Source organism: Lentzea aerocolonigenes (genome assembly GCF_000955955.1).
In the GTDB taxonomy this organism is placed as follows: domain Bacteria; phylum Actinomycetota; class Actinomycetes; order Mycobacteriales; family Pseudonocardiaceae; genus Lentzea; species Lentzea aerocolonigenes_A.
In genome coordinates this window covers 1-11,917 of the sequence record NZ_JYJG01000144.1, presented here as the reverse complement: position 1 = coordinate 11,917, position 11,917 = coordinate 1, and the positions used below count along the sequence as shown (strand labels likewise).

Sequence of the window (11,917 nt, the reverse complement as noted above, 5' to 3'; positions counted from 1 at the left end):
CATCGGGCTGTGGTCCGTCTCTTGAGCGTGTTGCTCGTCATTCCCCTTCTCGCCTCTTGCACGTCGGTCCTGGAAGGAGCGCCCAAGCCCGGCGTGACCCTCGAGAAACCGGGTCCGGCCGGGACAGTCCCCGCGGGTCTGGAGAAGTTCTACGGCCAGCAGCTCGCGTGGCAGGACTGCTCGTCGTTCGCCACGACCGGGTCGAGCCGGCAGGCGTACGGCAGCAAGCGCGACGTCGAGTGCACCCGGCTGACGGTCCCGCTCGACTACTCCAAACCGGACGGCGACACGATCACGATCGGCGTGCTCAGGTACAAGGCCACCGGGCAGAAGATCGGGTCGCTGTTGATCAACCCGGGCGGGCCCGGCGCGTCCGGCATGGCGTCGGCCGCGGGCATGGTCTCGGACTACCGCAAGACCGATCTCGCCAAACGGTTCGACCTGATCGGGTTCGACCCGCGGGGCATCGGCGCGAGCGAGCCGGAGGTGAAGTGCCTCACCGGCCAGGAGCGCGATGCCGAGCGTTTGGACCTCGACGTTGATACGAGCGCGCAGGGAATCGCCCAAACGGAGCAAGAGAACAAGGCATATGCCGAGAAGTGTGCCGCCGGTACAAAATTCGGGGCGTCAATGCTCGCCAACTTGGGCACGCGGGACGTAGTTAAGGACATGGATGTCCTCCGCTCTGCGCTCGGCGACGCGAAGCTGAGCTATGTCGGGTACTCGTACGGCACCCGCATAGGCACCGAGTACGCCGAGACCTTCCCCCAGAACGTGCGCGCGCTCATCCTCGACGGCGCGGTCGATCCGACCCAGGACCAGCTCGCGTCGCTGGTCGCCCAGGCCGCCGGTTTCCAGAAGGCGTTCGACGAGTTCGTGAAGTGGTGCCGCAACGAGGGCGACTGTCCTCTCGGCGACGACGCCAACGCGAGCTTCCGCCAGCTCACGACCCCGTTGATCCAGAAGCCGGTCAGCGTGGGCGACCGCAAGCTCTCCTACAACGACGCGATCACCGCCGCGATCCAGGCGATGTACTCGGAGCAGCTGTGGCCGATCCTGCTGAAGGGCCTCAACGAGCTGAAGAAGGGCCGCGGCACCACGCTGCTGCAACTCGCCGACGCGTACTTCGACCGCGATGACCAGGGCAACTACTCGACGATCACGGATGCGTTCAACGCCGTGCACTGCGTCGACGACCCACGGCTGACGGACAAGAACGCGCTGTTGGAGACCGCGAAGAAGTACAAGGAGGCAGCGCCGTTCCTCGACGACGGCAACCCGCCCGGCGCGGCGCTCGACTCGTGCGCCTTCTGGCCGGTCCCGGTCACGGGCCGCACCGACCCGCCCAAGGCAGACGGCATCCCGCCGCTGCTGGTCATCTCCACGACCGGTGACCCCGCCACGCCGTACCAGGCGGGCGTCAACCTGGCCAAGGCGCTCAACTCGAAGCTGCTCACGTACGAGGGCGTCCAGCACACGGTCTTCCTGCAGGGCGTGCAGTGCGTCGACGACGTCGGCGTGAAGTACCTGATCGACCAGACATTGCCCGCCGACGGAACCCGGTGCGCCTAGTGGCTTCCTCTCCCCGTGAACGAGGAGGAGTCCCGCAGCTCGCGCCGCGGCGTTTTCTGCTTCGTCACCGACTGCCCGCCCGGAGTATTCCGTTGAGGTCTTACATCGGCTCCACAGACTGTCACCGCCAGCCCGGCGGCCAGGATGTTGCGAGCCGCGTTCACGTCCCGGTCATGGGTCGTGCCACAGCCACAGGTCCAGCTGCGAACCTGCAAAGGCAGTACTGCCGTGAGCGTGCCGCAGGCCGAGCACAGCTTGGACGAGGGGAACCAACGATCGACTGCGACCACTTCCCGTCCGTACCACCGTGCCTTGTACTCCAGCAGTTGCCGGAACTGGCGCCGGCCCGCGTCAGAGATGGCGCGGGCGAGGCGGTGGTTGCTGACCATGTTGGTCACGGCCAGATCCTCGATCACGAGCGTTTGGTTCTCACGCACGAGCCGAGTGGTCACCTAGTGCAGGTAGTCGGTCCGCCGGTCCGCGATCCCGGCGTGAACACGAGCCAGTCTGACGCGAGCCTTGGCCCGGTTGTTGCTGCCCTTCTGCTTGCGGGACAACGCCCGCTGGGCTTTGACCAGGGCGAGGCGGTCCAGGCGTTCGTGCCGCGGGTTGGGGATCTTCTCACCGGTCGAGAACACCAGCAGGTGGTCGAGACCGACATCGATGCCCACGACCGAATCGGTGGTGGGCAACGGCTGCACATTCGGGTCTTCGCACAGCAGGGACACGAACCACCGTCCGGCTGCGTCCCGCGGCACCGTCACCGTCGAGGGCGCCGCCCCCTCGGGCAGCGGCCTCGACCAGCGGATTTCCAGCGGCTCAGCCATCTTCGCCAGTGTCCGGACGCCGTCGCGCCAGCGGAACGCCGACCGCGTGTACTCCGCCGAAGCGCGCGACCTCTTGCGCGACTTGAACCGCGGATACCGGGCACGCCTGGCCCAGAAATTCGAGAACGCCGTCTGCAGATGACGCAATGTCTGCTGCAGCGGCACGCACGACACGTCGTTGAGGAACGCCAGTTCCTCGGTGCGTTTCCAGAGGGTCAGCAGCTCCGACGTGGCGCCATAGCCAACCCGTTCCCGACGCTGTGTCCACGCCTCGGTGCGGGCCTGCAACGCCAGGTTGTAGACCTTGCGGACACACCCGAACGTGCGCGACAACTCCACTGTCTGCGCCTCGGTCGGATAGAAGCGGAACTTGAACGCCCGCTTCACCTGCCCACCCATGACCACAACCTGGCAATCCACTGTGGACGCACGTGGCCGGGTCCTGACCGCTGTCCCGCCCGGCCCGCGAAACAGCTGATCGTGCTCTCCCGCGAAGAAGCCCGATTCTCCTCCCCGGTCCTGAAGGACGGGGTCTTCTCGGAGGAACTCAGATGACGAAGAGGCGATCCCGAGTAACCGCGGCCCTGTTCGCCTTGATCGTCCTGCTCGGCACCTCCACGTCCTACGCGCGCATCGACGGCTCACCCGTCGCCGCGCGCAAGGGCCTGGCCCGCTTCTACGAGCAGGCGTTGTCGTGGGGCGCGTGCCAGCCGTTCGCGATCGACGCGAAGAGCAAGAGCCTGTACGAGCGCGAGGGCATCCAATGTGCGCGGTTGCAGGTCCCGATGGACTACGAGAGGCCGGACGGGGGGACGATCACCGTCGGCCTGTTGCGCAGGCCCGCCGCCGAACCGGGGCGACGGGTCGGTTCCCTCGTGGTGAACCCCGGCGGTCCGGGTGGCTCGGGCATGGCGCACGTCGCGAACATGCAGCCGAACAACCCGGTCGGCAAGCGGTTCGACGTCGTGGGCTTCGACCCGCGCGGAGTCGGCGCGAGCCTGCCCCGCGTGCAGTGCCTGACCGATCCGGAACGGGACGCGCAACGTCTGCGGCCCAAGGGTGAGAGCGCGAGCCAGACCGAACAGGAGAACAAGTACTTCGTCGACAGGTGCGCCGAGCGCAGCGGCCTCGACCTGCTGAAGAACGTCGGCACCAGGGACGTCGCGCGTGACGTCGACGTGCTGCGTGCGGCGTTGGGCGAGAAGAAGCTGACGTACCTCGGTTACTCCTACGGCACGCGCATCGGCACGATGTACGCCGAGATGTACCCGAAGAACGTGCGCGCGATGGTGCTCGACGGCGCGGTGGACGTCGACGGCGACAAGGTGGACGCGGCGGCACGGCAGGCGCAGGGCTTCGACCAGGCGTTCCAGCGGTTCGCGGGCTGGTGCGCACAACGCGACTGTCCGATCGGCAAGGACTCGAACGCCGCCGAGTCGAAGTTCCGGCAGATGATCGAGCCGCTGAAGAAGACCCCGTTGCAGGTCGGCGAACGCAAGTTGTCCCACTCGGACGCGAACACCGCCATCATCCAGGCGATGTACTCGGACCGCCTGTGGGAAACGGCGTTGAAGGGACTGCAGGAGCTCAAGCAGAACAAGGGTTCCACGCTGTTGCAACTCGCCGACCAGTACCTCGGTCGCGCGCAGGACGGCAGCTACTCCCGCATCCAGGACGCGTTCGTGGCCATCCGCTGCGTCGACGAACCGCCGGTGAAGGACCGCGCCGAGCTGGAGTCCAACCGTCGGAGGCTGTTGGAGATCCTGGGCAACGACACGGTTCCCACCGACGAGACCGCGCTCGGTCCGTGCGCGTTCTGGCCGGCCCCGCACACCTCGGAACCGCATCCGCCGAAGGTGCAGGGACTGCCGCAGGTGCTGGTGATCTCGACGACCGGTGACCCGGCGACGCCCTACCAGTCCGGTGTGGACCTGGCGCAGGCACTGGGCGCGCGTCTGCTGACGTTCAACGGAAACCAGCACACAGCGTTCCTCGCGGGCGTCGGCTGCGTGGACAACGTGGGTACGAACTACTTGGCGGACTTGAGACTGCCGGAGACCGACTCGGCCTGTTGACGACGCTTCCCCGGCAGGAGGACCGAACCCAGCGCTCCGAGCGCGCAAATCACCGCCGTGATCAGGAAGATCTCGTGGTACTCGGTGAGCAGCGCCTCGGTGAGCCTGCGCTGGTACTCGGCCATCTGCTGCTGGAACACGTCCTTCTCGACCCCGAACGGCAGCGGGGTGTTCAGGCCTGCCGTGAGCTCGCGGAACCGGTGGAGTCCCCACGCGGACAACGCCGCCACACCGACGAGCATGCCCGTCATGCGCGCGACGACGACGAACGCCGACGCCACGCCGTGACGCACTGACGGCACAACACGCAGCACAGCACCGGACAACGGCGCGATGACCAGTCCCAGCCCGAAACCGGCGATGGCCAGGTCACGAGTCAACGCGAACCCGCTGACGTCGGCGGGCCACTGAGCGATGAACACGTACGACACCGCGGCGATCGTCAGGCCACCGAAGGACACCCAGCGGTCGCCGAGCTTCGACGCCAGCCATCCACCCAGGACCGCGCCGACGGGCAGCGCGACCAGGAACCGCGTCAGCAGCGTTGCCGCAGCAGCGGAATCCCGGCGCAACACGGTCTGCGCGAACAGTTCCACGTCGACCAGCGTCACCATCAACGCCGCACCGGCCGCGAGCGAAACCCCGAGCACGGCCCAGAAAGGCCGCCACTGCACGCCTTCCGGGTCGAGCAGCCTCGTCGCGGAACGGCGTTCCCACAGGAAGAAACCGACCAGCACGAGCGCGGCGGCCGCCAGCACCGGCCAGCCCCACGACGGCAGCACAGACTCGGCGGACTTCGGGTTGTAGAGCCCGACCACGAGCAACGACAACGCGAGAGCGAGCAACGCGCCACCTACGACGTCGATGCGCACCTCACGCCGTGTGTTCGGCACGGTTCGTTGCACGATCACCATCGCGATGACCGCCAACGGCACGTTGACCCAGAACACCCACCGCCAGCTCTGCGGCTCCCACGCCTCGAACAACGGCAACGCGTTGAACAGCGACGCAACGCCGATGCCGTAAAGCGTGCCGAGGACAGACCCCAGCTCCTGTGCGGCACCAACGGTCCCGAGAGCGGTCGAACGCCGGTGCTCCTCCCACAGGTCAGCGACGAGAGCCATCGTGACCGGCAGCAACGCACCACCGGCCAGGCCCTGCACGACGCGTCCGGTGACGAGCAACGGCGACTCGGCGGCCAGTGCCGTGATCACCGAGCCCACCAGGAACCCGAGCAGCGACACCTGCAGCACGAACCGCCGCCCCAGCCGGTCCGACAGCTGCCCGAGCAACGGCATGCCGGCCACGTACCCGAGCAGGTACCCGGTGACGATCGGGGTGGCCTCTTCGAGCTCGTTCACCGCGATGCCCAGATCACGCACCATGTCCGTGAGCACACCGACGACGACGTACGCGTCCAACGCACCGAGGAGCACAGCCGCACCGGATGCGGCGAGGGCGACCCTTCTCATCTACAGCGCCTGATCTATTGGGGAGCCGTGACCGTCACGGGCTTGTCGAAGTCCGTCAGCCCGACGTCGACCTTCTGGCCACCAGGCAGCTCGAACAGCGCGTTCTTCAGCTTGTTGTCCTTGTCGATCGAGAACGTGGCCTTCACATCAGCGGAGATGCCCGGCACCAGGCCCGCGGCGACGTCCTTCGGCACGGTCGCCTCGACCACCGACAAGTCACCGGACGACTTCGTCTTGGCGTCCTTCGCGCTGGCCAGCACCTTCGCCACACCCTTGTCCGGGTTCAGGATCGCGGACGGGTCGTACACCTGGCCCGCGAACGCCGCCGGCAGCTTCGTGTACCCACCGGTCGGGCCTTTGAAGTGCAGGTTTCCGCCGGTCAGCACGTATTCGACGGCCAACAGCTGCCCGGCGAAGTTGACCTTGGCGTTGCCCTTCGAGTCACCGGCTGCGGTGAGGTCGCCATCGGCGTTCTTCACCGGGACGTCCGGCAGCTCCCCGTCCACCTTGATGCTGAAGTGAACGGTCTTGACCGAGCGCATCGACTCGGCCGACTTCGAGAGCAACGTCGCACCTTCGGGGAGATCTCCACCGGACGTGCAGCTCGTGAGCAGGGCGAGTGCGCAAACCAACAACCAACGGGCGGACATGCGTTGATCGTAGAGTCACCCGAGCCCTTAAGCTGCGCCCTATGGACCGCCAGCAGGAGTTCGTGCTCCGCACGCTCGAGGAACGCGACATCCGGTTCGTCCGGCTCTGGTTCACCGACGTCCTGGGCTTCTTGAAGTCCGTGGCGGTCGCGCCGGCCGAGCTCGAGGGCGCCTTCAGCGAGGGCATCGGGTTCGACGGCTCGGCGATCGAGGGCTTCGCCCGCGTCTACGAGTCGGACATGGTCGCGAAGCCGGACCCCGCCACGTTCCAGGTGCTGCCGTGGCAGACACCGGAGGGCACGAACTACTCCGCGCGCATGTTCTGCGACATCACCATGCCGGACGGCTCCCCGTCGTGGGCCGACCCGCGGCACGTGCTGCGCAGGACGCTGTCGAAGGCGAGCGAGGCCGGGTTCACCTGCTACGTGCACCCCGAGATCGAGTTCTTCCTGCTCAAGGACCTGCCGGGCGACGGCAACGAGCCGATCCCCGCGGACAACGGCGGCTTCTTCGACCAGACCTCGCACGAGACGGCCACGCACTTCCGCCGCCACGCCATCGAGGCGCTCGAGGCCATGGGCATCTCGGTCGAGTTCAGCCACCACGAGGGCGCGCCCGGTCAGCAGGAGATCGACCTGCGCTACGCCGACGCGCTGACCATGGCGGACAACGTCATGACGTTCCGCTATGTGGTGAAGGAGGTCGCGATCACGCAGGGCGTGCGCGCCTCGTTCATGCCGAAGCCGTTCTCCGAGCAGCCGGGCTCGGGCATGCACACGCACTTCTCGTTGTTCGAGGGCGACCGCAACGCGTTCCACGACGAGGAAGACCCGTTCCAGCTCAGCGAGATCGGCAAGCAGTTCGTCGCCGGTGTGCTGAAGCACGCGCGCGAGATCTCCGGCGTCACGAACCAGTGGGTCAACTCCTACAAGAGGCTGATCGTCGGCGGTGAGGCACCCACGGCCGTGTGCTGGGGTCACGCCAACCGCTCGGCATTGGTCCGTGTGCCGATGTACTCGCCCGGCAAGTCGTCGTCCCGTCGCGTGGAGATCCGTTCTCTCGACTCCGCGTGCAACCCGTACCTGGCCTACTCGGTGATCCTGGCCGCCGGGCTGAAGGGCATCGAGAAGGGTTACGAGCTGCCGCCGCCCGCCGAGGACGACGTGTGGTCGCTGACCGACCGTGAGCGTCGTGCCGCCGGGTACGCGAACCTGCCGCAGAACCTCGGCGAGGCCCTCGCCGAGATGGAGAACTCCGAGCTGCTCCCCGAAGCGCTGGGTGAGCACGTCTACGACTTCTTCCTGCGCAACAAGAGGACGGAGTGGGACGCGTACCGGCGTAGCGTCACGCCGTACGAGTTGCGCACTCTTCTTCCCGTGCTGTGAGGCCGATACGTTGCTCTCCGTGACAGAGGTACCCGAGTTCCAGCCGACGATCTGCGCGTGCACGGTCGCCACGGCGGCGGAACTGCCCGCGGTCAAGGTCCTGTCCAGCTCGTTCCTCGCGGAGCACCCCGAGGGCCGGTTCGTCGCGCTGATCGTCGACGCGCGACCGGAGCACGCCGGTCCCGGGCTGATCACGCCCGCCGAGATCGGGGTGTCCGAGCTCGAGCTGCACGTGCTCGCGACCTCGCTCGACGCCGACGCGCTGAAGGCCGCACTGCGGCCGCGGCTGCTGGAGGCGTTGCTGACGCAGGGCATGCCCGTGCTGTACCTCGACCCGTGGGTGCAGGTGTTCGGATCGCTCACGAAGCTCGTGCTGGAGGCGTTGCGCAACGCTCCGGTGGTGTTGCTGCCGCGCACGCTGCGGCCGCTGCCGTCGGACGGGCTGCAGCCGGGGCCTGCCGAGCTGCACGAACTCGGAGCGTTCGACCCCGGTTTCATCGCGGTCGACGAAGGCGCCGAGCCTTATCTCTCGTCGCTGGACATGCCGGCGATCGTGCCGCATCACGTCGTGCGCGACGCACGGCTCGGGTTGTCGGTGTGGAACGTCGCCGACCGGCCGTTGCACCGCACCGAGTCCGGTTCGCTGGCCGTGGTCGGCCAGGACCTGCTGACCGTGCACTTCCGCGGGTTCGACCCGAAGCGCCCGTGGCTGCTGTCCGCCGATTTCTCGGAACGGCCGCGCGTGCTGCTGTCGGAGCACGCCGAGGTCGCTGAGCTGTGCACCGCCTATCGCGCCGAGCTGGTGCGGTGCGGCTGGAGCGTCGTGCCCGTGCCGTACCGGTTCGACGCGCTGATCGACGGCACTCTCATCCCCTCCGAGCTGCGTGCCGACTACCGGACCGCTTCGCCGACGCCGTCGCCGGCGTTCGGTGAGGACGGTGGTGGTGGGTTCCTCACCTGGGCGTGCGAGCAGACGGAGACCGGTGGCACGCGGTGGGCTGACGCGGTGTGGCGCGCGGATGCGTTGCTGCAGCAGCAGTTCCCGGCGCCTTACGGTGCGGACGCTGATGCGTGGCGCGAGTGGTGTGCCGGCGTCGGTGTGGCTTCCGGTCGGTTGCCCGTGCCCGCCGTGCCGCAGCCACGGTCAGAGGGTCCGGCGTTGCTGGACCAGCTCGGTGTGTCCGTTGTGGGCAACGGACCGTTGTCCGAACTGATGCTCGCGGCGGCGCGTGCGTCCGGTCTACCGGTGTCGACTTCTGCCGGCTATCCAGTCGTGGTGCGGACTTCCGCGGATGACGAGGTGCCTGCCGGGCGGTTCGTCGTCGAGGTCGCGCTGGACGCCACTGCCGCGGACGACCGCACGGGCGTGAACGAGCTGTGGCTGTCGTCGGACGTGTCGCGTGCTGCTGCCGAACGCATCGGCGGGCCGATCGTTCGCGTGGTGCCCGTGCCGGTGGTCGACGTCGGCGCGCGTGAGCACACACCTGGCGATGTGGTGGTGTTCGCGGCGATCGCGGACCACTCTCTCGACCGGTCCGGCAACGTGCTGGGTGCGGTGTCGGCGTTCTTGAGCGCGTTCCCGGATCGTTCGGACGTGGAGCTGCGAATCGCGGTGTCCGGGGCGTTCGAGCATCCGGAAGCCGCCGAGCGGTTGCGTCTGGCCACTGCCTCTGACCAGCGAATTTCGCTGGCTGAGGATGCTGACGTGTGCTTGACCGCCGATGCGGTGGTGTCGTTGCACCGCGGTGGGGCGGACGACCGGATCGCGCTGCGGTTGGCGTCGTTGGCCGTGCGGGGCGTGCCGGTGGTGGCGTCCGACCATGGTGCTGTGGCCGAGCTGTTCGGCAAGACGGCGGTTCTCGTGCCGTGTCACCAGGGGTCCGAGCCCGACGTGCAGGCCGCTGCTCGCTTGCTGCGCTCGTTGGCCGACGACCTGCCGACCGCCGAGGCGTTGGGTGCGGCCGGACGTGAGCACGTGTTGTCCGTGCGGTCCGTTGCGCGCGTCGCGCAGGTACTGCGCGAACGCGTCGAGCACTCATATCGGGGATGGCGCGCGCGCCGGCCGAAGCCGAAGTCCGAGGTCGACCCGATGCTCGCGCTGCAGTCGGCCAAGCACGCGTTACTACGGCAGCCCAACATAGACACCGCTCATCGGACGCCGATGGCACCGGCGTTGCGCAAGATCGTGTTGCGCGCGTTGGACCACTACGACAACCACATGCGCCAGGTGCTGCACACCCTGATCGACGGGGTCGAGCGCACCGTGTCCGAGCTGGTCGACCGGCAGGACGCGCTCCGGTCCGGCGTCGGCGCGGGTGAGCTGGAGTTGCTGCGAGCCGAGGTCGAGCAGGTCGCGGAACGGCAGTCGCACTTCGGTGACCAGTTGGTCGGCGTGGACGACGGTGTCGTGCGCGTGCGTGCGGACATGGCCGGTCAGGGTCGTCGGCTGCGGGACATCGAGGACGCGGTCGTCGCGGAGGCGGCCAAGCGCGCCACGGCGGACGACGTCCTGGCGGAGCGGATCGACAAGCTGACCGTGGCGCTCGATCGGACGTTGGACCGCATCGACACGCTGGAGTCGAAGGTCGTCGAGGTGTTCCGCGAGCGCGACACGCGGTTGGACGCCGCGGTGCGTGCGGCTCATCAGGCACAACAGACCGCGGACGCTCTTCGTCGCGTGGTGGTTCGTCAGCACGAGAACGCTGGTGACGCACCTCAGGTGCGTTCGTCGTTGGTGTTGTGCGACGCGGGCATGATGCGGCTGCCCTCCGACGACGCGTTCATGCTTCCGCTGTTGTCGTCCAACGGCGTGTGGGAGCCGGATCTCGCCGAGCTCCTGGATTCCGTGCTGGAGCCGGACGGGATCTTCCTCGATGTCGGTGCGTACGTCGGGTATCACTCGATCAGGGTGTTGTCGCGGCTCGGCCTGATGGGGGCCGTGGTGGCGGTCGAGCCGGATCCTTCGGCAGCCGCGCTGTTGAGGCACAACGTGTCGGCGAACCTGCCTGCCGCGGTGGCCGCGCGCATGACCGTGATCGAGGGTGCTGCCTGGGAGAGCGCCGGCGAGCTGGCGGTTTCGCCGACGTTGACCGGTGGGGTGTCGGTGTCGCCGCTGGCTCCCGATGCGTCGGACGACGTGGCCCGGGTTCGGTCGGTGCGCCTGGACAAGGAGCTCGAGGGCATCGAACTGGCGAACGGCATGAAGCTCTCCGTGGTGCGGGTGGACACGCCTGGACGCGGGCATCGCGCTCTCGCGGGACTTGTCCGGCTGTTGCGTCGCGATCGGCCGCACGTGTTCCTGGAGTTCTCGGCTTCGGCGACGGCGGACTTCGGTGACGATCCGGTGACGGTCCTCAAGGAGTTCGGCATCTGGGGCTACGACCTGGTGCCGCTGGCGACTCGTCAGGCTGCTTCGCCGGACCAGATCGTGCGGGCGATGGAGGGTCTTCGTTCCATCACCCTGTGGCTGCGTCCGCGTCCGGTTGGGGCCAAGCCGGCTGCTCCTTCGCCGTCCGTGCCGATCAAGCAGCCCGCTGACCAGGCGATTTGACTTTGATCCTCCTCGTGAGTAACTTTCTCCAAGTCGCAAGCGAGACCCCGGAACGAGCGGTTGACACCGCGGATCGGGCCGGGTAAAGTCTCACGGCGTCAAACCCCCAGAAGTAAATGAACGGCCTACCGTGCTGTCCGGGATCTGAAAATGACCCCGATTTGACACCGGAAAAGCCACTCGGATAACTTCTGAACCAAGCTTAAAACTGAATGCGAAGCGAGTTTGCGCCGAGCCTGAATCGCCCGAGAGGCCGATTTGACAAAGCGAAAACGAACTGGCTAAGCTTTCAACACAAGCCCCGAGAGAAAGCCTCCGGAAACGGAGACTGGAACCGGTGAGCGCGTGTTCTTTGAGAACTCAACAGCGTGCCGAAACACAGCCAG

General features: G+C 67.4%; 6 protein-coding genes and 1 pseudogene. 4 read left to right on the top strand and 3 right to left on the bottom strand.

The window, feature by feature from the left end; translation table 11 throughout:
- The first annotated feature begins 9 nt into the window (after positions 1-9).
- Positions 10-1,572 carry an alpha/beta hydrolase gene (locus tag UK23_RS21225; RefSeq protein WP_082114841.1) on the top strand — a complete coding sequence of 521 codons (1,563 nt, stop codon included), beginning with the start codon at positions 10-12 and terminating at the stop codon, positions 1,570-1,572.
- Here UK23_RS21225 and UK23_RS21220 read toward each other — a convergent pair.
- A pseudogene (locus UK23_RS21220) lies at positions 1,569-2,798 on the bottom strand (RNA-guided endonuclease InsQ/TnpB family protein). The gene UK23_RS21225 and the pseudogene UK23_RS21220 overlap by 4 nt on opposite strands.
- Before the next feature lie 152 nt (positions 2,799-2,950).
- On the opposite strand from UK23_RS21220, the gene UK23_RS21215 reads away from it, so the two are divergent.
- Positions 2,951-4,474 carry an alpha/beta hydrolase gene (locus UK23_RS21215; RefSeq protein WP_052684888.1) on the top strand — a complete coding sequence of 508 codons (1,524 nt, stop codon included), beginning with the start codon at positions 2,951-2,953 and terminating at the stop codon, positions 4,472-4,474.
- On the opposite strand, the gene UK23_RS21210 is transcribed toward UK23_RS21215, so the two are convergent.
- Positions 4,429-5,946 (bottom strand): MFS transporter, encoded by a 1,518-nt coding sequence (locus tag UK23_RS21210; RefSeq protein ID WP_045313327.1) that lies wholly within the window; start codon positions 5,944-5,946, stop codon positions 4,429-4,431. The genes UK23_RS21215 and UK23_RS21210 overlap by 46 nt on opposite strands.
- A gap of 14 nt (positions 5,947-5,960) precedes the next feature.
- Positions 5,961-6,596 (bottom strand): LppX_LprAFG lipoprotein, encoded by a 636-nt coding sequence (locus tag UK23_RS21205; RefSeq protein WP_045313326.1) that lies wholly within the window; start codon positions 6,594-6,596, stop codon positions 5,961-5,963.
- A gap of 41 nt (positions 6,597-6,637) precedes the next feature.
- On the opposite strand from UK23_RS21205, the gene glnA reads away from it, so the two are divergent.
- Together glnA and UK23_RS21195 are read left to right on the top strand one after the other, a co-directional pair.
- Complete coding sequence (glnA, locus tag UK23_RS21200; RefSeq protein ID WP_045313325.1) at positions 6,638-7,981, top strand: type I glutamate--ammonia ligase; 1,344 nt, start codon at positions 6,638-6,640, stop codon at positions 7,979-7,981.
- Between the two features lie 19 nt (positions 7,982-8,000).
- Complete coding sequence (locus tag UK23_RS21195) at positions 8,001-11,531, top strand: FkbM family methyltransferase (protein WP_052684885.1); 3,531 nt, start codon at positions 8,001-8,003, stop codon at positions 11,529-11,531.
- The last annotated feature ends 386 nt before the right edge of the window (positions 11,532-11,917 follow it).

What these genes read in the sequence shown, in the direction of transcription:
- UK23_RS21215 (WP_052684888.1), top strand. Translation starts at nt 2,951, where the DNA reads ATGACGAAGAGGCGATCCCGAGTAACCGCGGCCCTGTTCGCCTTGATC.
- UK23_RS21210 (WP_045313327.1), bottom strand. Translation starts at nt 5,946, where the DNA reads ATGAGAAGGGTCGCCCTCGCCGCATCCGGTGCGGCTGTGCTCCTCGGT.
- UK23_RS21205 (WP_045313326.1), bottom strand. Translation starts at nt 6,596, where the DNA reads ATGTCCGCCCGTTGGTTGTTGGTTTGCGCACTCGCCCTGCTCACGAGC.
- glnA (WP_045313325.1), top strand. Translation starts at nt 6,638, where the DNA reads ATGGACCGCCAGCAGGAGTTCGTGCTCCGCACGCTCGAGGAACGCGAC.